Below are 21676 nucleotides of genomic sequence, written 5' to 3' on the forward strand. Positions count from 1 at the left end.
TGCGCATGAGCAGGCTCGTGCGGGCCGAGATCGGTCGGTTCGATTGGGGGCAGTTGCGGTGCGGCTGCGGCGGGACAGCTGAACACGTTCCAGGTACCTTCGAGCGTCTGGTCGAGGCGGAGAGCGCCGAGGAGACCTTGGGGGCGGATCTGGAAGGGCACCTCGAGGTCCAAGGGGAACTCTTCGAGGTCGCCGTTCCGGCGGTCAGCGTCATCCTTGCGGCGTTGGCCGATCCGTTGTGCGACACGTCGCGGAACTATCTGTTGTCCGTGTTGTGGCGCGTGGTGCTGGGCGAAGCACACCCGTCCGAAGCGGCGCTGGGGCGAACGCATCTCGCCCAGGAATGCCATCTACGTGCTCGTGAGGGCCTTCCACTGATCTTCCGGGAGGCGCTCGCGGGAGACAGCGAGACCGCGGTCGAGATCCTCGAATTCGTCGATCTCGACGAGAAACGCGTGGATTACTACCGGCAGGCAGCCCAGAACCGAAAGCACAGGAAGACCAGTTGAACGGGGTGAGACTTCTCGCCAACATCCCCTGGAAGGCTGTGAGTCGGGATGCCTGAAGCCCCTGATGCGCATCCGTCGTACGAAGGGGATGCTTGCGGTTGTCGCTGCCGGCCGGGTGGACTCCATCGTGTCCCTGCACGCCGAAATGGCAGGTGCAGCGGAGGACGCCTACCCGGCCGTCCAGGTGGTGGAGTCCTACTGGCGCGAGTTCGGCGGCCTTGGTGACGAGTCGGAGCTCCGGCAAGCGGCCCGAGCGAAGGTGGAGGGGCTTCGTGCCGCAACCGAGGGCTCGGGTCGTCCATGGATGGTTGCCGTGACAGCTGCGCTCGATGCGATTAGCGGCTTGATCGACCTGGGCATTGACGAGGCTCGCTGCCGGGCCCAGGCGATCGGGTCTGCGTTTTCGGTGGCTCTTGAGTTCGATCAGAAGGGATTGACACCCCCCGCCGGGGCGACGAGTTGGTTTGCCTTTGAGGCCGCCGGACAAGCTGCTGCAGCTGACCAGCTTCTGTCGTCTGGCGATCCGCTCTCCAAGGAGGAGGTGTTCAACCTCCGCATTGGTGCCGGGAGTGACGCGATGCATTACCACCGGGCACTGAAGGAGTGGATGAGGAACGGGTGAACGGTTGGGCGCATCAGATCTACCCCTGATGGCAAAATCTGACTGGAGCTGTCCATTGCGCTCTTCGATTGCCTGGAGATGTTCCATAATGGGCAGCACAGGCAGTCTTCCTTTCACGTGAGTCCGAAGGAGAGGGCATGTCTTCTATCGCTCGACAGCTCCAACGCGGATTCACTGAGCGGCTGGACGGCTTTCTGGCGTCGGCTTCTGTGGAGCAGGCCGCGTTGTTCGGTGCGGCCTGCGTGGAGCGCGCATGTGGAATCCTGTTCTGGGTGGTTTCCAAAGGTGAAAGAACCAGGGACTGGGAGATCTACAGCAATGCTCTAGACGAACTCTGGCGCCAGTCCCATGGGTCTGAGGGCGGCGTGAGTCCGGTCCGGTCGGTCGACATCGAGGGCCTGAAGGAGCTCACTCTTGGGGACGAAGCAGTCAGGGAGGCGGCGTTCGCGCTGCATGGAGCGATCGCTATGCACGCGGCGTTGAAATTTCTGGAAACTTACGACGTTTCCTGGGTTGAGGACTGCTCGCTGACATTGCGAAACCATGCATTCCGGCTTGGCAGGCGGGTGGGTGCCGAGCTGGTGCCGGGAGAAGAGGAGCAGCAAGCTCTTGACATCGCGGAGATCCGTAGATGCACGGAGATTGACGCGGAACTTGCGAATAAACTCCGTGAAAGGGCTCGCGGGGTTGCGCGATCCCGTCTCCAGCTTACGGTCGCACGTTACGGCTGATGGGGTGAATTGGCAGGCCAGCGCTTCGGAACTGGCCGGGATGGGTTTCGGCCCATCCCAGCCGGCCGTGGGTGATGTGCGGTCGCCGAAATCAACGCGGGAGCGCTTTGACGTGGATTCGTAGCAACTCGGCCGGCTGTCGGAAGGTATGCAATGACCAACGTGGTGAGCGTTGAGACGTGGAATCCCTCGTACCAGCACTCGAAGATTGATCTGTCGGCTCTTACGGAGGTGTATCGGTCGATTCCGGAGACCGCGTCCATGGGGCTGACGCTGGACGATGGTGAGGACGACTGCGTTCTGGTGACCGTGGAACCGGAGTTCTCCACGGTCACGGCACTCCGCGACCGGACGTTCTATAACCTTCAGATCTTGGACGACTCCGAAAAGGTGCTGATCACAGCCGCTGGTGAGGAGATCACTTGGCCAAAGGGTTGTCTCCTGCCTCGTGAGATGGGTGTCCAGGTTCTCCTGGAGGCCGCGGACCGGGACGCTGTGTGGACTCGGTACACCTGGGTCGAGCAGTGAGTCACTCGGATTGGCGCGCTGGCCAGACACGGTCCGCACAGATCAGCCCCATGGGGGCGTTCCTGAAGGACTAGAGGCCGACGACTGGCAGACTCATGGGGTGTTTCCCACGCGCCCGTTCACCTTGTCCGGCCCACGCGTTCGTCTGGAGCCGCTGTCCCTCGAACATGCCGAGGGATTGTGGGCCGTTGCGGACGACGACGTCTTCGCCACACTGCCGTATGACCGCCCACCGACGATGCAGGCCATGCGTGAGTGGATCCGTGCTGCGCTGAGCCGTGGGGCGCTGCGGCTGCCCTTTGCGGTGGTTGTCGGTCAGGAGGTGGCCGGGACCACGTCGTACTGGTACCCGGATCCGGTGGGTCGGCAGGTGGAGATCGGATCCACGTGGCTGGGGCGACCCTGGTGGGGCACGGGTATCAACCGAGAGGCGCAGCGCCTCCTGCTGGAGCATGCCTTCACCGAGTTGGCCTGCGAGAAGGTGGTGTTCCGCACGGATCCCGAGAACGCCCGGTCCCAGCAGGCACTGGAACTGCTGGGTGCGGTGCGTGACGGGTTGGTCCGTCGTGACTGGCCACGGCCGGACGGGACGTGGCGCGACAGCGTCTATTACTCGGTCCTGCGCGAGGAGTCGGCTTTCATCTGACACCGCGACCAACGGGCCGCGGCGGTAGCCGTCTCCGCGTGCCCTCAGCGGGTAACAGGCAACGCCGAAGTGAACCGCCGGCCGTCCCCGCGGGTCTGGACCGGGAATGTGACCTTCAGGCCCTTCTCCTGGCCGGCGACCGTCAGATGGGTGACCACGGTGAGGCCGAGGAAGCCCTTCTTGGGTTCCGCGGCGGAGACGTAGGGGCGCGGGAGGTTCATCTGGAGACGGCCCGGCTTGCCGCCGCCCGCGCCGTCGAAGAACAGCAGTCGCTGGTCGGTCACGACGATGTACATCGGGCGGGGGCGGACCGTCGCCATCACCGTTCCGGCGCTGAGTACGCCGACCACGGCCGCCGTGAGGGCCTGCTTGCGCACGGACACCGAACCGACGGCGGCCAGGGTGGTGAGCTCGACCTGCTCGCCCTCTATCAGCAAGGGGTCGCGGTTTCGAGCAGTTGGCTGGTGCGGCGGGCGTTGAGTGCCACGGGTGGGCTCCTGGAGGCGATGGGTGGACGGGCGGGGGCCTGATGGTCCGTCCCGGCGCAGGCGGCAGGACGAACCGAAGACGCGCGTGACCGGAACGCGTCCCGAGCGGGGTGTGGGGGAGGTTGCGAGGCGAGCCGCGACCGAAGTGCCTGAACCGCCGGGTTTCTTAGCACTTCGTGGGCGCGCAGCGGAGCGCATGGGGGTGCGAGGAGGCGGACACCCAGCCCCCGACGCGGGCTCCCGTCCAGGCCGCTCATCACGGTTCAGGTACCGGGGCCGCTCGCTCGCGCAGTCAGTCTTCCACGCAAGGTGCCGGCCAGGAGCAAGCTCAGGGCAAGGCAGAGCCAAGTGAGCACCAAGGCGACGCCAAGTACGTCCAACCCAAACCCAAGCCGAACCCAAATCGGCGGCCAGTGGCCCCACATGCCCCTTTATGTCTGTCGTGTGGTCGCCTCATCGCCACTGATAGCCGGACACTTGCACCACTTACCATCCGGTCCATGCCAACCGCCGCATCCCTGCCGCCCCCCGACTTCGCGATCGCCTCGGCGTTCCCGGAGGCCGCCTGGCTGGAGCAGGCCGCCGCCGCCAACGACTGGGCCGCGGTTCGCCAGTACGTCGACGGGCTTCCGCACGGGACCAACCGGAGCTTCGCCTTCGGTGTGCTGGCCGACGTCCCGGACGTGGAACACCCGCTGCGCCAGTTCGTCGCCGCGGTGCCGACCGACGTCTTCGCCCTGACGCTCCTCGGGACCCGCGAGGTGCGCATGGGCTGGGACATCAGGACGTCGGCCCGCGCCGAACACGTGAGCAGGGAGCAGTTCGCCCAGTTCCATGCGTACCTGCGGCGGGCCGAGCAACTGCTCATCAGGGCCACCGCCCTCGACCCGTCCCACGACGCGGCCTGGGCCGAGCGGCTCAACACCGCGCGGGGACTCCAGCTCGGGCAGAACGAGGCGCGGCGCCGATACGACCGGCTGGCCGCGTACCACCCGAGCCATTTCTCCGGCCAGTCACGGCTGTTGCAGCAGCTGTGCCAAGAGTCGCGCCGCGACGGGTTCGCGGTCGTCACGGCCTTCGCGGACGCCCTGCCCGCCAAGCAGGACGCGGTGCTCGGCGGCTTCGTCGACGTCCTGGCGGGGCTCCAGGCCGGCCGGATCGAACAGGCCGACCTCGAGGCGGTACGTACCCGAGCCGACGCCGCGCTGACGGCCCCCGACGGGGCGGTACGGCGGCTGCCCGGCGCGGCCGAGGACCTCCTCGCGCATCGGCCGCTGCGTGGGACGGACGAGCTGCGGTCCGAACTGTGGGCCACCACGCCGGGGCATCTGCACGCGGTCGCACTGGAGGCCGCCGGGACGGCGCTGATGCAGGTGCCCGCGGGCCACACCGCCGACTGGGCCGGGTACGCGGCGGCCCCGACCAGCTCGGCCCACACCGTCGCCGGGAAGCAATTCCCTTCCGTACGCAAGGACGGTTCGGCGCTGATCGTCGGGGACGAGGGCGTCAGCCTGACCACGGGGAAGCAGACGATCACGGTGCTCTACCGCGCATGCGCCGCCCATCTGAGCTGGCCCGACGGCGCTCGCCAACTCATCGGCAGCGACGGCCTGGCCGTACAGGTGGAGCCGGGACTGTACGGGATCGACGCCCACACGATGGCGACCATCGACGCGGCGGTGGACCCGGCGGCCACCGTCTGGCTGCCGCCCCGGCAGAAGCAGCCGAGGGCCGACGAGGGAGCCGCGGCCGCGGCTGGTGAAGCGGGTCCGGCCCGTTCCGCGCAGCCGGCACCCGTACGACGCACGGGACCCAGACGGCAGGGCTGGTCGTCTTCGGCGTGATCGCGGGCCTGTGGTCCCTCGTGGCGGTCGCCTACACCGTCTTCGGCGCGACGGATCCGGAGACCACCACGGGTGAGTGGGCCGCCCTGACGGTCTTCCTCTGGATCATCGCCGCCGGGCTGGCCTGGCCCGCCGTCCGGATCCAGCGGCGGACCCGGCGGGCACCGGCGGGAGGCGGCAGCTGACCGCCGCGCCGCCCTCCGGCTTTGCTGTGCCTTGGGGGATTCTTGTGGCGATCAAGGCGCGATGTTTCCTGATCAGCCCGGAACGGTCGGTTAGCGTTCGATCCGCTCAGAAAGCGGTGTGCTGCAGGCGGCGGGAGGACTCTCCAGCGCCCCTTCCACCGTGACTGGGCGTCAGCCGTCTTCGGTCAGCTCCCGTTGTACGTGTCCTGCGCGCGTCCGGCACGTCCGGTGTGCCGACGTGTCTGGTGCGGGGAGCGTGCCGGGACTTCTCTCGTAGTCAGTCGGTCAGTCGGTCGGTCGCAGCCGACTCGTGTCGTGAATGGGGTGGGGATGTCCAGCCATCGGGTGTCTAGGAAGCGTCGCTACATCGCCTGGGCCGCGGCAGGTGCCGCCGTGCTCGCGGGGGCCGGCATCGCGGCGCAGAACTCCCTTGCGACGACCACGACCTGGCCCGCGGCCAAGGTCTACACCGGCCGTGCCTTCGACACCTGTGCAGCACCCTCCCTGTCCGCGATGAAGGCCTGGCACACCGGCTTCTACGGCGCCGCAGCCGTGTACGTCGGCGGCAAGAACCGCGGCTGCTCGCAGCCGAACCTCACCGCTTCCTGGGTGAAGTCCGTCAGCTCCGTCGGCTGGAAGCTCATCCCGATCTACGTGGCGGCCCAGCCGCCCTGCCAGACGGGCACGAGCCCCGAGACGATCAACGCGAGCACCGCCGCCTCGCAGGGTGCCGCCGACGGCGCGGACGCCGTCGCCAAGGCGTCCGCCCTCGGCATGAAGGCGGGCAGCGGCCTCTACCTGGACATGGAGCCGTACGACATCACCAACACGTCCTGCAATGACGCGGTGCTGACCTATGTGCGCGCCTGGCACAAGGCCGTCAACGCCAAGCAGTACCGCAGCGGGTTCTACGGATTCAGCAGCTCCAGCGCGAAGGCGGTGGCCACGGCGACCGACCGTACGAACCTGCCGGGCAACCTCTGGTACGCCAAGTGGGACAAGGTCAACACCACGACCACCGACTGGCCGTTCAGCTCGACGCTCTACACGGGGCACCATCGCGGCCACCAGTACATGGTCAACAGCAAGGAGTCGCGCGGCGGTTACACCATCACCGTCGACCGCGACGCCTGGGACGCGCCGGTGGCCATCACCGGCTGAGCCACGGCCGGAACCAGGGCTGAACCCGCCGACCCGTCATAGGGCCGAGTGAGCGAAGGGAGCAGGGAAATGAGGGTCGAAAGACTGCCGGTGGTGGGGCCGCTCGCCGTCCGGGCGGGGCTCGCGGCGCTTCCCGTCGTCAGCCTGGGGCTGCTGTGCCCTGTTCCCTCGCTCGTGATCGCGCTGAGGAGGGGCGGTCGCGCGGACTGGGGCGCCTTCGGAGTCTTCTGCGCGGTGCTGGTGGCGTGGGTCCTGGAGCTCGCTCTGACGCCCGAGACCACGCACGGCATCGCGTTCGCGGACGACACGCTGCTGATCCTGGTGTCGATGGCGGGCGCCTCGGTGCACGCCTGGACGGTCTGGCCCCGCCGCATGGGACGCCGCGGGTACCGGTAGCCGGACACAGTCCGCACCGGAGGCGGCAGGCAAGTGAAGGCAACACACGAGAGAGGCGAGCCGGACAGGTGGCCAAGCGGGTCAGACAGGTGCTCCAGGCGCAGCGGGCGAAGACAGCGCGCGAGTCGGCACAGCTGTCGCGTGTCGCCGCACGCGCGCGTGGCGCCGTCCGTCGGCTGAGGACGCTCACCGGCCGACAGATCACGGTCGCCGCCACCGCCCTCGTCGTGGTGGCCGCCGTGGCCGTTGCGGGTTTCCTCGTCTTCCGGGACGACGGGAGGCCGCCGATCCCGGACACCCGGGCGCGGCACTACACGGATGTCGACGCCTGCCTGCTGACCGGCAAGAAGGGCATCACGGCCGGGACCACCGCCGCAGAGGTCTGGCAGGGCATGCAGGACGCCTCGCTCAGGACGCACGCGCGCGTGAGCTACGTACCGGTGACGGGTGAGCAGTCCGCGGCCAATGCGCGGCCGTATCTGAACGGCCTGCTGCAGCGCTCGTGCGACGTCGTCCTCGCGACGGGCAGGCCCGAGGTGGAGGCCGCTGCCCAGGCCGCGCCGCAGTACCAGAAGGTGGGCTTCGTACTCGTGGGCGCTGACGCCGAGTCCGGCGAAGGCAGCGGGCACGGCGGGAGCGCACGGCGCCAGCCGACGAACGTCACCGTCACGAAGACCGGGGACGGGCTGCGGGCCGAGGTCGCAGGGGCGGTCGAGCGAGCGGTCGACGCGCAGGGGTAGGCGGGGAGGGGCAGGCAGACCGGGACTGCTGTCACAGAGGGTGAGGGTGCAGGCACGCCAGGGTGCCGTAACGCGCCGTGAATCGTTGGTCCTGGGGCATCCCCTGCACGAAGTGCTGGGGAAGGGGTGGCCCAGAACACAGCCACTGCCTACCATCGATCACCGCAAGACTTTGTGCACCGTCGCACAATCTCCTCGGGAGGCTTCCTTGCACCGCCGCCGTCGCCGCATCGCGCTCGCCGTCTCCTCCGTGGCACTCCTCGCCGCGACCCCGCTGCTCACCGGCTGCGGAAACGATGCACGCCCCGGGGCCGCGGCCGTCGTCGGCGGCGACCGGATCACGGTCGCACAGCTGGAGACCCGGGTGGCCGAGGTGCGGGACGCCCAGCGGGCCGCCTCGCCGAACGACGCGCAGTACGCGCAGGCCATCGCCGCCACCGGCGGCCTCACCCGCGCCACACTCCACAGCCTGGTGCTGGACCGCGTGGTGCACCGCGCCGCCGCCGACGCCGGGGTGACGGTCACGCGCAAGCAGGTCCAGGAGGCGCGGGCCGGCCTCGAGCAGCAGCTCGGCGGCGCGAAGCAGCTCGAGGCGGACTGGCTGCAGCGGTACAACATCGCCCCGGCACACATCGACGAAAGCATCCGTACGGAGATCGAGGCCCAGGAGCTCGCGAAGCGGCTCGGCGCCGATATGAACACGCCGGCTGGCCAGGCCACTTTCTGGAAGGCCCTCTCCGAAGCGTCGAAGGCCCTCGACATCGACCTGAACCCGCGGTACGGCACCTGGGACGTGGAGAAGAGCCAGCGCGCGGACGCCAAGACGCCGTGGATCCGCGAGGTGACGTCGGCGGGCACGAACCAGGCGTAGGGCAACCGTGGCGGCCCCGACGTAGGGCCGCCGCGGCGGCAGGCCGCAAGGCCGGGCGGTGCGTGCTGTGCAGCGTCGGGCGGTGCGTGCTGTGCAGCGTCGGGCGGTACGCGCTGTGGAGCGTCGGGTGGTGCGTGCTGTGCAGCGTCTGGAGGTGCGCGCTGTGCCACGTCTGAGGGTGCGCGCTGTGCAGCGCCCGGAGCGCGGGGCGATGTCGGTGCCGTGGGTTACGTTCGATGCGTGAACGCAACCAGCTCTGCGGACCCCGGCCGCATCGTCCTGCTCACCACCAGCCATCGCGTCGCGCCCGGCCTGCTCTCCTGGCCCGCCTGGCAGACGCTCCGCGCGGCCGACCGCGTGCTGTGCGCCGACGAGGCGCACCCGCAGCTGCCCTATCTGCGGGACGCGGGCATTGAGGTCGAGCAGGCGGCCCCCACGGCCCAGGAGCTGGTGGACGCCTGCGCGGGCGGGCGGACGGTGACCGTCGTCGCCACGGGCGAGGGCGAGCCGCGGCTGACCGACGGCCTCGCGAGGCTGGCCGGCTCGGGCCGCGTGCAGATGCCCGAACTGGAGCTGCTCCCCGGTTCGTACGACCTGCCGGGCGCCCGCCTCCTCGACCTCGTCCAGGTCATGGACCGCATCCGCGCCGAATGCCCCTGGTCATCGACCCAGACGCACCAGGGCCTCGCCAAGTACGGCATCGAGGAGGCGTACGAACTCGTCGAGGCCATCGAGTCCGGCGACCGCGACGAACTGCGGGAGGAGCTGGGCGACGTGCTGCTCCAGGTCGTCTTCCACGCCCGTATCGCGCAGGAGGGCCGCCCGGAGGACGGGGCCGAGGCGTTCTCCATCGACGACGTGGCGGGCACGATCGTCGAGAAGCTCATCCACCGCCACCCCCATGTCTTCGGCGAAGACACAGCGGAGACGCCGGAGGACGTCAAGGCGCACTGGCTGCGCACCAAGGCGGTGGAGAAGCAGCGCACATCCGTGACCGAGGGCATCCCGCTGCACCAGCCCGCCCTCGCGCTCGCCGCCAAGCTCGCGTCGCGCACGCGCACGGCCGGGCTCGACGTCGCCCTCCCGGCCGGCAGCGGCATCGGATACGAACTGCTGGCGCTGGCCGCCCGCGCCGAAGCGGAGGGCGTCGACCCGGAGACGGCACTGCGCGCGGCGGCCCGCTCGTACCGCGACGCGATACGCGCCGCGGAGGAGGCGAGCACGACGGGCTGAGCGCCGGCCGGCCTGTCGCGACGGCCCGGCCCCGGGCGTGCGAGCACGGCGGTCGCGTGGGCGTGCCCGACTGTGGGCCCCGGCGCGCCGGTGATCGCATGTGCTGTGGCGACTGTCCCCGGGCCCGCGGGCCCACGGAGCAGGCCGGGCCGCCGTCCGCCCGTAGTCCGCCGTACCCCGGACTACGGCTACGGTCGAGACGTGCACGACCAGAACCCCGCCGCAACCCCCGCAGAGGGACCCGCTCCTCCGCAGGGACCCGCTCCCGCAGAGGGACCCGCTCCCGTAGAGGGCCCTACCCCTGCAGAAGGACCCGCTCGCGCAGCAGGACCCGCCCCCGAGCTCTTCACCTGGGAGTTCGCCGCCGATCCCTATCCCGCCTACGCCTGGCTGCGCGAGCACGCGCCCGTGCACCGGACCCGGCTGCCCAGCGGGGTCGAGGCCTGGCTCGTGACCCGGTATGCGGACGCGCGGCAGGCGCTCGCCGACCAGCGGCTGTCGAAGAACCCGGCGCACCACGACGAGCCCGCGCACGCGAAGGGCAAGACGGGGATCCCCGGTGAGCGCAAGGCGGAGCTGATGACACATCTGCTCAACATCGACCCGCCGGACCACACGCGGCTGCGGCGGCTGGTGTCGAAGGCGTTCACGCCGCGCCGCGTGGCCGAGTTCGCGCCGCGCGTGCAGGAACTCACCGACCACCTCATCGACCAGTTCGCCCACCGCGGGACCGCCGACCTCATCCACGAGTTCGCCTTCCCCCTTCCCATCTACGCCATTTGCGACATGCTCGGCGTCCCCCGGGAGGACCAGGACGACTTCCGGGACTGGGCAGGCATGATGATCCGCCACGGCGGCGGGCCGCGCGGGGGCGTCGCCCGGTCCGTGAAGAAGATGCGCGGCTATCTCGCCGACCTGATCCACCGCAAGCGCGAACGCCTGCGCGAGGACGGCGACGACGACCTCATCTCCGGGCTCATCCGCGCCTCCGACCACGGCGAGCACCTCACCGAGAACGAGGCGGCCGCGATGGCCTTCATCCTTCTCTTTGCGGGGTTCGAGACGACCGTCAACCTCATCGGGAACGGCACGTACGCCCTGCTGCGCAATCCCGTCCAGCGCGAGCGACTGCAGAGGTCCCTCGCCGCGGGCGAGACGGGCCTGCTCGCCACGGGAGTCGAGGAACTCCTCCGTTACGACGGCCCGGTGGAGCTCGCCACCTGGCGGTTCGCGACCGAGGCGCTCACCATCGGCGGGCAGCACATCGAGCCGGGCGACCCGGTCCTCGTCGTACTCGCCGCGGCCGACCGCGACCCCGAGCGGTTCGCCGATCCGGACACGCTCGACCTGGCCCGGCGCGACAACCAGCACCTCGGATACGGCCACGGCATCCACTACTGCCTGGGCGCACCGCTCGCCCGGCTGGAAGGTCAGACGGCTCTCGCCACGCTGCTCACGCGCCTCCCCGACCTGCAACTCGATGCGGACCCCGACGATTTGAGGTGGCGCGGGGGGCTCATCATGCGGGGGCTGCGGACACTGCCCGTGCGCTTCACCCCGCAGTCGTAGCCGCAGTGGTAGCCGAACCGGCCGGAAAGCGACCACCGGCCCCGCGCCGCGTCAGCAGCTGATGGTCCGTCAATCTTGTGACTTTCACGTGATCTCCGCTGCATCGACTTGTGACAAGCGTTCGACTCCCGCTACTTTCACCGTCGACTCGGGCATCAGCTGTCCCGGTCATCCCAGTCTTGCCCGGTTGGCTCCACCCGGCCGGGGAAGTCCCCGACCGCGAAAGGCAACCGCATGCTCTCCGGGAACGGCCGACACCGTCGCCCCCGCCAGGCTCCGGCCCTCATCGTCGCGGCGGGGGTGACCGGATCAGCCATCGCGATCCCGCTGCTCGGCGCCACCAGCGCCAGCGCCGCGGACACCGCCACCTGGGACCGCCTCGCCGACTGCGAGAGCGGCGGCGCATGGAGTGCGAACGAGGGCAACGGCCACTACGGCGGTCTGCAGCTCACACAGGAGACCTGGGAGAACTACGGCGGCCTCGACTACGCCCCGAGCGCGGACAAGGCGAGCCGTTCGCAGCAGATAGCCGTCGCCGAGAAGGTCCTGGCCGACGAAGGGCCGAAGGCGTGGCCGACGTGCTCTCTGCTCGTCGGCCTCACCGCGGACGAGGCTGCGGCGGACGTCGACACGGGTGTGTCGGAGGACACATCGGGCTCCTCGTCCGACGCGTCGTCCGGTTCCTCGGACGCGACGGAGCCCTCGGCCTCCGACGAGCCGGCCGACGGCGCCTCCGGTACCGCTGACGAACCGGCTGCCTCCGGCGACTCCGATGAGAGCAATCAGGGCGATTCGGGCAAGTCCGATAAGTCCGACCAGGGTGACGGCGGTTCGTCCTCCGATGCGGCCGCCACGGACGCCGCCGAGTCCGGCGAGACTCCCTCCGAAGGCGAGGGAACCGGCCGGCACCGCGGCGAAAGCGCCCAGGAGGGCCCGGCGGACACGCGATCCTCCGACTCCTCCGGCCGCCACGCCTCGCGCTCCGACGCGGGTCGCGGCGACGACGGTTCGTACACCGTGCGCACCGGCGACAACCTCTGGGCGATCGCAGACGTGCATGACATCGAGGGCGGATGGACCGCTCTGTACGAGGAGAACAAGAAGACCGTCGGTGCCGACCCCGACCTCATCCTCCCCGGTCAGGTCCTGGATCTCGGTCTCGAATCGACCGATAAATAGCGATAGTTCAGGGCCAATTGTCCGTTTTGGTGAGGCTGAGAGATGCGTCTCAGAAGCCCTGATCGTCTTTGAAATCCGCTCAAGCGGATGTTTACGGTCGTGACCGCTCGCCACAGCGGGCACTCGCGGTCGTCACGCCGAATCCTGCCGACGGCCATGCGGGTTCAGTCGTCGCGTCCAGCGCCGTAGGCAGGAGCGGGGGACCCAAGGTTTGCGCCGGCAACGGCAGTTGAGCAGTCGAGCACAGGGTGGCGGCTGACAACGGTCGGAACCGGCTTGGGGTGAAGTCGCGCGCAACGAAAGCGCGACCGGGCAACTCACGCGGCCCGAACCCGACAGCTCACCTCGTAGGCGTCGGTGAGGGGATCACTCCATGCTGCGTTCCAGCAAGGGCAAGCACCGTCGCGCGTCCGTTCTCAGCCGCACTTCTCGCATCGCTTCGCTCGCCGGTGTGACCGGCGTCGCCATCGCCGCTCCGCTGATGACGGCCGGCTCCGCCTCCGCCGCCACCGCCGCCGAGTGGGACGCCGTCGCCCAGTGCGAGTCGGGTGGCAACTGGTCCATCAACACCGGCAACGGCTACTACGGCGGCCTGCAGTTCTCGGCCTCCACGTGGGCCGCCTACGGCGGTACCGAGTACGCGGCCACGGCCGACAAGGCCACCAAGGAGCAGCAGATAGCCGTCGCTGAGAAGGTCCTGGCGGGTCAGGGCAAGGGCGCTTGGCCGACCTGTGGCGTGAACCTCTCCAACACCCCGTACGAGGGCGGCACCAGCGCGGACACCACGGACTCCGCGACTACGGACACCGCCACCCAGCAGAGCGAGCCGAGCCAGAGCACCACCACGCCGAGCACGACCTCCCCGAGCGCGCCCACGCAGGACACGGCCGCGCCGAGCACGGAGCAGCAGACCGCCTCCGGCGCTGAGGGCGGCGGCGCGACGGTCGAGACCGCGGCCGGCGAGCAGGTCGCGAAGGGCGACGGCGAGTACAAGGTCGTGCAGGGCGACACCCTCGGCAAGATCGCCGAGCAGTACAAGGTCAAGGGCGGCTGGAAGCAGCTGTTCGACCTGAACAAGGGTGTCGTCCAGGACTGCAACGCCATCTACCCGGGCCAGCAGCTCCACCTCAGCTGAGCGACCCTCGCCCCGGATATCCCCGGATATCCCCGGATATCCCTGGATGTTCCCGGATGTCCACGGATGTCCCCAGACCCCTCGCCCCGGCCCGTGTCCCCCCGCGGGCCGGGGCGAGGTCCGTCCCGGTGCGGGCCCGTAGGTACCGGGATGCCCCCTCACTTTGTTCCGTTCAGAAACAATTTGCTTTCAGTTTGTCCAAGGGCCGGTCGGTCGGCTGGCCGTCGTCCTGGAGCCGGATAGGCTCGTGTCGCAAGGCCAAAGACATACGGCCCCGCACTTTCAGCGTCACATCCCATGAAGGAGATGCTCGTGCCGTCCATCGACGTCGTCGTAGCCCGGGAAATCCTCGACTCCCGGGGCAACCCCACGGTCGAGGTCGAGGTCGGCCTCGACGACGGCAGCACCGGCCGTGCCGCCGTCCCCTCCGGTGCCTCCACCGGTGCGTTCGAGGCCCTCGAGCTCCGTGACGGAGACGCCAACCGTTACGGCGGCAAGGGCGTCGAGAAGGCCGTCCTCGCCGTCATCGAGCAGATCGGCCCGGAGCTCGTCGGGTACGACGCCACCGAGCAGCGCCTGATCGACCAGGCGATGTTCGACCTGGACGCCACCCCGGACAAGTCCTCGCTCGGCGCCAACGCCATCCTCGGCGTCTCGCTCGCCGTCGCCCACGCCGCCTCCGAGGCCTCCGACCTCCCGCTCTTCCGCTACCTGGGCGGCCCCAACGCGCACCTGCTGCCGGTGCCGATGATGAACATCCTGAACGGCGGCTCGCACGCCGACTCCAACGTGGACATCCAGGAGTTCATGATCGCCCCGATCGGCGCGGAGTCCTTCTCCGAGGCCCTGCGCTGGGGCACCGAGGTCTACCACACCCTCAAGAAGGTGCTGAAGGCCAAGGGCCTGGCCACCGGCCTCGGCGACGAGGGCGGCTTCGCCCCGAACCTCGGCTCCAACCGCGAGGCCCTCGACCTCATCCTCGAGGCCATCAAGGAGGCCGGCTACGCCCCCGGCGAGCAGATCGCCCTCGCCCTCGACGTCGCCGCCTCCGAGTTCTACAAGGACGGCAAGTACCTCTTCGAGGGCAAGGAGCGCTCCGCCGCCGAGATGACCGAGTACTACGAGGAGCTCGTCTCCGCGTACCCGCTCGTCTCCATCGAGGACCCGCTGTTCGAGGACGACTGGGCCGGCTGGAAGGTCATCACCGACAAGCTCGGCGACAAGGTCCAGCTGGTCGGCGACGACCTGTTCGTCACCAACCCCGAGCGCCTCGCCCGCGGCATCGAGGAGGGCGCCGCCAACGCCCTGCTGGTCAAGGTCAACCAGATCGGTTCGCTGACCGAGACCCTGGACGCCGTCGAGCTGGCCCAGCGCAACGGCTTCAAGTGCATGATGTCCCACCGCTCCGGCGAGACCGAGGACGTCACCATCGCCGACCTGGCCGTCGCCACCAACTGCGGCCAGATCAAGACCGGCGCCCCGGCCCGCTCCGAGCGCGTCGCCAAGTACAACCAGCTGCTGCGCATCGAGGAGATCCTCGACGACGCGGCGGTGTACGCGGGCCGCAGCGCGTTCCCGCGCTTCAAGGGCTGAGGCCCTGGCGGCCCAAGGGCTGAGGCTCTGGCGGCAGGCTGAGGGCTGAGAGCCCCCGCAAGGGGCTGGTCCGACCAGTCAGCCAGTCGTACGTACGTCCCCGTACCCGGTCCCGTACCGTGTGCGGGGACGTACGCACGTGACGGGGAGGCGGGAGAAGATGGGCGCGAAGGACCGGGACCGGTTCTCCACCGCGACCCGGCTGCGGCTGCTCGGCGAGCAGACCGCCGCCCGTGTCTACCGCTCCCAGACCCGGCGCCAGGCCCGCCGCTCCCGCCTCACCGGCCGCGCCGCGCTGCTCGCGCTGGTGCTCTGCTCGCTGATCGTCGCGCTCGCGTATCCGATAAGGCAGTACGTCGCGCAGCGAGCCGAGATAGAGGATCTGGAGCGGCAGCGGAAACAGGCCCGGGAGCGGGTCGAGGAGCTCCGCGACCTCAAGGCACGCTGGAAGGACGACGCGTACGCGGAGCAGCGGATCCGGGAGCGGCTGCACTATGTGATGCCGGGCGAGACCGGCTACATCGTGATCGACCCGCACCCGGTGAAGCAGACGCGTACGCACGAGAGGGCGGCCGATCGCCCCTGGTACGCCAACGTCTGGGACGGCGTCGACAAGGCCGACCGCTCCGACGGCTGACCGACATGCGATGCACCCCGTCGTGCGACCCTTGTACGACCTCTGTTCGACCTCGTACCTGACTACTGAAAGACGCAGCTCACGGCATGGAAACCCCCCCGCCGCCCACCCCGCGCACCGAGCCGACCGACGCGGACGTCGAGGCCTTCAAGCAGCAGCTCGGCCGGCCGCCGCGCGGGCTGCGGGCCATCGCGCACCGCTGCCCGTGCGGACAGCCGGACGTCGTCGAGACGGCGCCGCGGCTGCCGGACGGCACGCCGTTCCCGACGCTGTACTACCTGACGTGCCCGCGGGCGGCGTCCGCGATCGGCACGCTCGAGGCCGACGGCGTCATGAAGGAGATGACGGAGCGGCTGGCGACCGATCCCGAGCTGGCGGCCGCGTACCGGGCGGCGCACGAGGACTACATCCGGCGGCGGGACGAGATCGAGGAGCTCACCGGGTTCCCCAGCGCGGGGGGCATGCCGGATCGGGTGAAGTGCCTGCATGTGCTGGTGGCGCACTCGCTGGCCGCCGGCCCGGGCGTGAACCCGCTCGGCGACGAGGCCATCGCGATGCTTCCCGAGTGGTGGCGCAAGGGGCCGTGCGTGGTGTCTGCCGAAGGGTGATCGCCCCCGCCGCCCCTACCCTTCCCGTACCTGGGGGCTGCGCCCCCAGACCCCGCTATCGGCCTGAACGGCCTCGTCCTCAAGCGCCGGACGGGCTGATTGCCGGCCCCGATCGCAGAAGGAATCGCCCATGACCCGTGTCGCCGCCATCGACTGCGGTACCAACTCCATCCGGCTGCTCGTCGCGGACGTCCGGCCCGGCGGTGAGCTCGTCGAGCTCGACCGGCGGATGCAGATCGTGCGGCTCGGCCAGGGCGTCGACCGGACCGGGCGGCTGGCGCCCGAGGCGCTGGAGCGGACCTTCGCCGCGTGCCGCGAGTACGCCGAGGCGATCAGGGCGCACGGCGCGCAGAAGATCCGGTTCGTGGCCACCTCCGCGTCCCGCGATGCCGAGAACCGCGACGACTTCGTCCGGGGCGTCCTCGACATCCTCGGAGTGGAGCCGGAGGTCATCACCGGCGACCAGGAGGCGGAGTTCTCCTTCACCGGGGCGACCAAGGAGCTCGTAGGGAGGGACCACTTCGAGAAGCCCTTCCTGGTCGTCGACATCGGCGGGGGCTCGACCGAGTTCGTCGTCGGCGAGGAGCACGTGCGGGCCGCCCGCTCCGTCGACATCGGCTGCGTGCGGATGACCGAGCGCCACCTCGTACGCGACGGAGCGGTCACCGACCCTCCGACGCAGGGTCAGATCGAGGCCATCCGCGCCGACATCGAGGCCGCGCTCGACCTCGCCGAGCAGACGGTGCCGCTCAAGGAGGCGCGCACACTGGTCGGGCTCGCGGGGTCGGTCACCACCGTGGCCGCCATCGCGCTGGGCCTCCAGGAGTACGACTCCGCGGCGATCCACCACTCGCGCATCTCGTACGAGCAGGTCGCCGCCATCACGCGGCAGCTGCTCTCCTCCACGCACGATGAGCGCGCGGCCATCCCCGTGATGCACCCGGGCCGGGTGGACGTCATCGGCGCGGGTGCCCTCGTGCTGCTCTCGATCATGGAACGGGTCGGCGTCCGCGAGGTCGTCGTCAGTGAGCACGACATCCTCGACGGGATCGCTCTATCCATCGCTTGAGCGGGCCTTATATCGTCTGAGCGCGCCCGAGGGGGCCGGAAAACCCCCTCGGCGACGAGGCGTCGGAAAACTTCGTGAAGTTCTTCACAAGGAATTCCGCCCGGTAGGGCACCGATTCCTGCGGCTGGGCCCGCAGGGGAGGGTCCTTGGGGCCCGGAAGGCCCGCAGTGAACCCTCGCCGATGCGACGGAAGTCCCGGGCGCTGCGCGGCGGTACGGCCCCTGCGAAACCACTGAGGGGCAGCTCACGAGGCCTTGACAACGGTTGGTGAGGTGCTGTGGTTCCCCGGGACGCCATGATCTCCGTCACGAGGGCCGGGCAGTGTAGCAGAGGCCCCGACCAAGCTTGTGAAGGGGCGCACGAGCGACCCCCTCCGTGCGGGTGGATACTCGATGCCATGAGCACCACGGAGCGTCCCAGGATCCTCGTAGTCGGGGGCGGGTACGTAGGCCTGTACGCAGCTCGCCGCATCCTCAAGAAGATGCGCTACGGCGAGGCGACCGTCACGGTCGTCGACCCCCGCTCGTACATGACGTACCAGCCCTTCCTCCCCGAAGCCGCCGCCGGCAGCATCTCGCCTCGGCACGTCGTCGTCCCGCTGCGACGCGTGCTGCCCAAGGCTGAGGTCCTCACCGGCCGGGTCACCACCATCGACCAGGACCGCAAGGTCGCCACGATCGCCCCGCTGGTCGGCGAGGCGTACGAGCTGCCTTTCGACTACCTCGTCATCGCGCTCGGCGCGATCTCCCGTACCTTCCCGATCCCCGGCCTCGCCGAGCAGGGCATCGGCATGAAGGGCATCGAGGAGGCCATCGGCCTGCGCAACCACGTCCTCGAGCAGCTCGACAAGGCCGACTCCACGACCGACGAGGATGTCCGCCGCAAGGCGCTGACCTTCGTCTTCGTGGGCGGCGGCTTCGCCGGTGCGGAGACCGTCGGCGAGGTCGAGGACATGGCCCGCGACGCGGCGAAGTACTACAGCAGCGTGTCCCGTGAGGACATGCGCTTCATCCTCGTCGACGCAGCGGACAAGATCCTTCCCGAGGTCGGCCCCAAGCTCGGCCAGTACGGCAAGGAGCACCTGGAGAGCCGCGGGGTCGAGGTCTACCTCTCCACCTCCATGGACTCCTGCGTGGACGGCCACGTGGTGCTGAAGAACGGCCTCGAGGTCGACTCCAACACCATCGTGTGGACCGCCGGTGTGAAGCCGAACCCGGCGCTGGCCCGCTTCGGCCTGCCGCTCGGCCCCCGCGGCCACGTCGACACCAGCGAGACCCTCCAGGTCCAGGGCACCGACTACATCTGGGCCGCGGGCGACAACGCCCAGGTGCCGGACGTCATCGGTCGCAAGGCCGGCAACCCCAACGCCTGGTGCCCGCCGAACGCCCAGCACGCGCTGCGTCAGGCCAGGGTCCTCGGCGACAACGTCATCGCCGGGATGCGCGGCTTCCCGCAGAAGACGTACAGCCACGCCAACAAGGGTGCGGTCGCCGGTCTCGGCCTGCACAAGGGCGTCGCGATGATCGTCATGGGCAAGATGAAGATCAAGCTCAAGGGCCGTCTCGCCTGGTACATGCACCGCGGCTACCACGGCCTGGCGATGCCGACCTGGAACCGCAAGATCCGCGTCTTCGCGGACTGGACGCTCGGCATGTTCCTCAAGCGCGAGGTCGTCTCCCTCGGCGCCATGGAGACCCCGCGCGAGGAGTTCTACGAGGCCGCCAAGCCGGCCCCCGCGCCGGCGTCGGCCCAGCCCGCCGCCAAGCCCGGGGAGAAGGCCAAGGCCTCCTGACCTGAGGGTCGTCGCCTCCTGGCCTCAGGGTCATCTGCTCAGCCCGAAGGGGCCGCCCGCCATCCGTGGTGCGGGCGGCCCCTTCGGTGTGTCCGAGGCCCTGGTCCGTCTGGCGAAAGGCGCCTGGACGGCGGCCGGATGGGCTTCCGGGCGCGTGTGCGGCGTGCTGCACGTGCGCCATACGTGTGGGCTGCAGGCATTTTGCGTGGACGTAACTCTTCAATGGGACTGCGCACGGGCGCCGTCGGTGTTTACGTGGTGTTGGACCGTTCCGCGATCCGCTCGTCACGGAGGTGTGCGCCATGCAGGATGCCGCACTGCGGCTGAAGACGCTTCTTGAGCAGTTGCTGGGGGCTCCGCTCCCTGTGCGTGTCCGCGCCTGGGACGGGTCGGAAGCCGGGCCGCCGGGCGCCCCCACGCTCGTCGTACGCCACCGCCGCGCCGTGCGGCGCCTGCTGTGGAAGCCCGGTGAACTGGGGCTGGCCCGCGGCTGGGTGGCAGGCGAGCTCGATGTGGACGGCGATCTCTACGAGGCGCTGGACCTGATGTCCGGGCTCGTCTGGGAGCGCGGCGAGGACGCCAGGGGCGCGTGGGACGCGCTGCGCGACCCCGAGGTGCGGGCCGCCATCCGCGGCCTCTTCACGCTGGGCGGGCCGTTCCTGCCGCCAGCCCCGCCGCGCGAGGAGATGCGCCGGCACGGACGCCTGCACCTGCACACCAAACGCAGCGACAAGCGGGCGGTCAGCCACCACTATGACGTGGGCAACGACTTCTACGAGCTGGTGCTCGGACCGTCGATGGTCTACTCGTGCGCGTACTGGGAGACACCGGACAGCCCGCTCGAGGACGCACAGCGCGACAAACTCGAACTCGTCGCCGGGAAGCTCGGGTTGCAGCCCGGGCAGCGGCTGCTCGACGTCGGCTGCGGCTGGGGCTCCATGGCGATCCACGCGGCCCGCGAGCACGGCGTCAGCGTCGTCGGCATCACGCTCTCCGGCGAGCAGGCGGCGTACGCGCGCAAGCGGATCGCGGAGGAGGGCCTGACGGACCGGATCGAGATCCGGGTCCAGGACTACCGCGACGTCGTCGACGGCCCGTTCGACGCGATCTCCTCGATCGGCATGGCCGAGCACGTCGGCTCCACCCGCTATCTGGAGTACGCGAAGAGCCTGTACGGCCTCCTCAAGCCCGGCGGACGGCTGCTCAACCACCAGATCGCGCGCCGCCCGCAGGCCGACGAATCGACGTACGAGGTCGACGAGTTCATCGACGCCTACGTCTTCCCGGACGGAGAGCTGCAGCCTGTCGGCGCCACCGTGGGGCTGCTGGAGCAGGCCGGCTTCGAGGTGCGCGACCTCGAGTCGATCCGCGAGCACTACGGCCTGACGCTGCGCCGCTGGGTGGCCAACCTGGAGGCGAACTGGCCGGCCGCCGTGAAGCTGACGAGCCCCGGACGGGCCCGTGTCTGGCGCCTCTACATGGCGGCCTGTGCGCTGTCCTTCGAGCGCAACCGCATCGGCGTCAACCAGGTCCTGGCGGTCAAGTCGCTCCCGTCCGGCACGTCCGGGATGCCGCTTCGGGCCCGCACCTGGGGCTGACGCACCGACCGGCACACGGACGACGGCAGAAGGGCCCGGACGGGAGCACCGTTCGGGCCCTTCCGCCGCGCCGCTTCCCCACGCAACGGCACAACTCGGTGTCATACGTTCGGATGACATCTGTTTACGGGGAAGTCGGGCACCCGAAGGTGTGAGGTGGCGCGTCGAGGGCCCGCGGAGCAGGTGACGGGGCGGTGAAATCCCGTCAATCAGCGCCGCAGGACCCGGGAAGCGGACGGGCCCTTGGCAAGTGCGGATTAAGCCCTGCGTGTCCTGATGCACCCTCAGACGTCAATAAAATAAGACAACATCGGTCTGTCGTTCCGCTGTTCGGGGGATGTCTGCCGGATAGGCTCTGACCCTTGATGCGGAGCCACGACCTGCCCGGATGGTGGAATGCAGACACGGCGAGCTTAAACCTCGCTGCCCCTTCGCGGGCGTGCCGGTTCAAGTCCGGCTCCGGGCACTTTCCCGCTCAGGCGACCGTGCATGAGCAAACGGCGGTCTCGCACGGCCGCAACGAACCCGCAGGGCCGCGCAGT

22 protein-coding genes, 1 tRNA gene and 1 riboswitch are annotated in these 21676 nt (G+C 69.6%); of the genes, 22 read left to right on the forward strand and 1 reads right to left on the reverse strand.

Translation table 11 applies throughout. The annotated features are described in order from the left end of the window. Positions 1 to 5 precede the first annotated feature (5 nt). From STSP_RS12700 to STSP_RS12720, 5 genes are all read left to right on the forward strand, one after another. Complete coding sequence (locus STSP_RS12700) at positions 6 to 509, forward strand: hypothetical protein (protein WP_157902826.1); 504 nt, start codon at positions 6 to 8, stop codon at positions 507 to 509. Between the two features lie 64 nt (positions 510 to 573). Next, positions 574 to 1131 (forward strand): hypothetical protein, encoded by a 558-nt coding sequence (locus STSP_RS12705; protein ID WP_067276169.1) that lies wholly within the window; start codon positions 574 to 576, stop codon positions 1129 to 1131. Between the two features lie 137 nt (positions 1132 to 1268). Further along, a complete protein-coding gene (locus STSP_RS12710) occupies positions 1269 to 1862 on the forward strand; it encodes a hypothetical protein (protein WP_067276171.1) in 594 nt (197 codons plus the stop codon). 153 nt (positions 1863 to 2015) lie between these two features. Then, entirely contained in the window at positions 2016 to 2390 is a 375-nt protein-coding gene (locus STSP_RS39135) for a hypothetical protein (protein WP_067276173.1), read from the forward strand. A gap of 100 nt (positions 2391 to 2490) precedes the next feature. After that, positions 2491 to 3036: a GNAT family N-acetyltransferase gene (locus STSP_RS12720; RefSeq protein WP_157902827.1), complete on the forward strand. Its 546-nt coding sequence runs from the start codon at positions 2491 to 2493 to the stop codon at positions 3034 to 3036. 44 nt (positions 3037 to 3080) lie between these two features. Here the strand turns inward: STSP_RS12720 and STSP_RS12725 are convergent, their stop codons facing one another. After that, on the reverse strand, positions 3081 to 3473 hold the full coding sequence (locus tag STSP_RS12725) for a hypothetical protein (RefSeq protein ID WP_232789611.1): 393 nt from the start codon (positions 3471 to 3473) through the stop codon (positions 3081 to 3083). Positions 3474 to 4024: 551 nt separating this feature from the next. Between STSP_RS12725 and STSP_RS39615 the strand changes: the two genes are divergently transcribed. The 17 genes from STSP_RS39615 to STSP_RS12810 all read left to right on the forward strand — a co-directional run bounded on the left by STSP_RS39615 (position 4025) and on the right by STSP_RS12810 (position 21600). After that, positions 4025 to 5368, forward strand: a complete 1344-nt coding sequence (locus STSP_RS39615; protein ID WP_198547326.1) for a hypothetical protein — start codon at positions 4025 to 4027, stop codon at positions 5366 to 5368. Further along, complete coding sequence (locus tag STSP_RS39620) at positions 5365 to 5553, forward strand: hypothetical protein (protein ID WP_067276176.1); 189 nt, start codon at positions 5365 to 5367, stop codon at positions 5551 to 5553. The genes STSP_RS39615 and STSP_RS39620 overlap by 4 nt, the downstream gene beginning before the upstream one ends. Before the next feature lie 330 nt (positions 5554 to 5883). Next, entirely contained in the window at positions 5884 to 6714 is an 831-nt protein-coding gene (locus tag STSP_RS12740; RefSeq protein ID WP_067276178.1) for a glycoside hydrolase domain-containing protein, read from the forward strand. Between the two features lie 69 nt (positions 6715 to 6783). Next, the gene (locus STSP_RS12745) at positions 6784 to 7110 is read left to right on the forward strand and encodes a hypothetical protein (RefSeq protein ID WP_067276181.1); all 327 of its coding nucleotides are present in this window, start codon (positions 6784 to 6786) and stop codon (positions 7108 to 7110) included. A 68-nt stretch (positions 7111 to 7178) separates the two neighbouring features. Continuing rightward, entirely contained in the window at positions 7179 to 7850 is a 672-nt protein-coding gene (locus STSP_RS12750) for a hypothetical protein (RefSeq protein WP_078067124.1), read from the forward strand. A gap of 208 nt (positions 7851 to 8058) precedes the next feature. Continuing rightward, positions 8059 to 8721 (forward strand): SurA N-terminal domain-containing protein, encoded by a 663-nt coding sequence (locus STSP_RS12755; protein ID WP_067276184.1) that lies wholly within the window; start codon positions 8059 to 8061, stop codon positions 8719 to 8721. A 240-nt stretch (positions 8722 to 8961) separates the two neighbouring features. Beyond that, positions 8962 to 9954, forward strand: coding sequence for a nucleoside triphosphate pyrophosphohydrolase (locus STSP_RS12760; RefSeq protein ID WP_067276187.1), 993 nt, complete (start codon positions 8962 to 8964; stop codon positions 9952 to 9954). 201 nt (positions 9955 to 10155) lie between these two features. Further along, entirely contained in the window at positions 10156 to 11523 is a 1368-nt protein-coding gene (locus STSP_RS12765; RefSeq protein WP_078067125.1) for a cytochrome P450 family protein, read from the forward strand. Between the two features lie 300 nt (positions 11524 to 11823). After that, entirely contained in the window at positions 11824 to 12702 is an 879-nt protein-coding gene (locus tag STSP_RS12770) for a transglycosylase family protein (RefSeq protein ID WP_332835364.1), read from the forward strand. 171 nt (positions 12703 to 12873) lie between these two features. After that, a riboswitch (cyclic di-AMP (ydaO/yuaA leader) is annotated at positions 12874 to 13071 on the forward strand. A 4-nt stretch (positions 13072 to 13075) separates the two neighbouring features. After that, complete coding sequence (locus STSP_RS12775; RefSeq protein WP_067276192.1) at positions 13076 to 13837, forward strand: LysM peptidoglycan-binding domain-containing protein; 762 nt, start codon at positions 13076 to 13078, stop codon at positions 13835 to 13837. A 306-nt stretch (positions 13838 to 14143) separates the two neighbouring features. Further along, positions 14144 to 15430 (forward strand): phosphopyruvate hydratase, encoded by a 1287-nt coding sequence (gene eno / locus STSP_RS12780; protein WP_067276271.1) that lies wholly within the window; start codon positions 14144 to 14146, stop codon positions 15428 to 15430. A 160-nt stretch (positions 15431 to 15590) separates the two neighbouring features. Further along, positions 15591 to 16067 carry an FtsB family cell division protein gene (locus tag STSP_RS12785; protein WP_067276194.1) on the forward strand — a complete coding sequence of 159 codons (477 nt, stop codon included), beginning with the start codon at positions 15591 to 15593 and terminating at the stop codon, positions 16065 to 16067. An 86-nt stretch (positions 16068 to 16153) separates the two neighbouring features. After that, on the forward strand, positions 16154 to 16675 hold the full coding sequence (locus STSP_RS12790; protein ID WP_067276197.1) for a DUF501 domain-containing protein: 522 nt from the start codon (positions 16154 to 16156) through the stop codon (positions 16673 to 16675). 130 nt (positions 16676 to 16805) lie between these two features. Then, complete coding sequence (locus tag STSP_RS12795) at positions 16806 to 17744, forward strand: Ppx/GppA phosphatase family protein (protein ID WP_067276199.1); 939 nt, start codon at positions 16806 to 16808, stop codon at positions 17742 to 17744. Positions 17745 to 18141: 397 nt separating this feature from the next. Further along, positions 18142 to 19536, forward strand: coding sequence for an NAD(P)/FAD-dependent oxidoreductase (locus tag STSP_RS12800; protein ID WP_067276201.1), 1395 nt, complete (start codon positions 18142 to 18144; stop codon positions 19534 to 19536). A 302-nt stretch (positions 19537 to 19838) separates the two neighbouring features. Then, positions 19839 to 21134, forward strand: a complete 1296-nt coding sequence (locus STSP_RS12805; protein ID WP_067276204.1) for an SAM-dependent methyltransferase — start codon at positions 19839 to 19841, stop codon at positions 21132 to 21134. Positions 21135 to 21516: 382 nt separating this feature from the next. Continuing rightward, a tRNA-Leu gene (locus STSP_RS12810) sits at positions 21517 to 21600 on the forward strand. The last annotated feature ends 76 nt before the right edge of the window (positions 21601 to 21676 follow it).

Origin of the sequence: Streptomyces jeddahensis, from assembly GCF_001642995.1 — a bacterium.
In the GTDB taxonomy this organism is placed as follows: Bacteria; Actinomycetota; Actinomycetes; order Streptomycetales; family Streptomycetaceae; genus Streptomyces; species Streptomyces jeddahensis.

Coding starts and splice junctions, on each gene's coding strand:
- STSP_RS12700 (WP_157902826.1), top strand. CDS start 6: ATGAGCAGGCTCGTGCGGGCCGAGATCGGTCGGTTCGATTGGGGGCAG.
- STSP_RS12705 (WP_067276169.1), top strand. CDS start 574: ATGCGCATCCGTCGTACGAAGGGGATGCTTGCGGTTGTCGCTGCCGGC.
- STSP_RS12710 (WP_067276171.1), top strand. CDS start 1,269: ATGTCTTCTATCGCTCGACAGCTCCAACGCGGATTCACTGAGCGGCTG.
- STSP_RS39135 (WP_067276173.1), top strand. CDS start 2,016: ATGACCAACGTGGTGAGCGTTGAGACGTGGAATCCCTCGTACCAGCAC.
- STSP_RS39615 (WP_198547326.1), top strand. CDS start 4,025: ATGCCAACCGCCGCATCCCTGCCGCCCCCCGACTTCGCGATCGCCTCG.
- STSP_RS12740 (WP_067276178.1), top strand. CDS start 5,884: ATGTCCAGCCATCGGGTGTCTAGGAAGCGTCGCTACATCGCCTGGGCC.
- STSP_RS12745 (WP_067276181.1), top strand. CDS start 6,784: ATGAGGGTCGAAAGACTGCCGGTGGTGGGGCCGCTCGCCGTCCGGGCG.
- STSP_RS12775 (WP_067276192.1), top strand. CDS start 13,076: ATGCTGCGTTCCAGCAAGGGCAAGCACCGTCGCGCGTCCGTTCTCAGC.
- eno (WP_067276271.1), top strand. CDS start 14,144: ATGCTCGTGCCGTCCATCGACGTCGTCGTAGCCCGGGAAATCCTCGAC.
- STSP_RS12785 (WP_067276194.1), top strand. CDS start 15,591: ATGGGCGCGAAGGACCGGGACCGGTTCTCCACCGCGACCCGGCTGCGG.
- STSP_RS12790 (WP_067276197.1), top strand. CDS start 16,154: ATGGAAACCCCCCCGCCGCCCACCCCGCGCACCGAGCCGACCGACGCG.
- STSP_RS12795 (WP_067276199.1), top strand. CDS start 16,806: ATGACCCGTGTCGCCGCCATCGACTGCGGTACCAACTCCATCCGGCTG.
- STSP_RS12800 (WP_067276201.1), top strand. CDS start 18,142: ATGAGCACCACGGAGCGTCCCAGGATCCTCGTAGTCGGGGGCGGGTAC.
- STSP_RS12805 (WP_067276204.1), top strand. CDS start 19,839: ATGCAGGATGCCGCACTGCGGCTGAAGACGCTTCTTGAGCAGTTGCTG.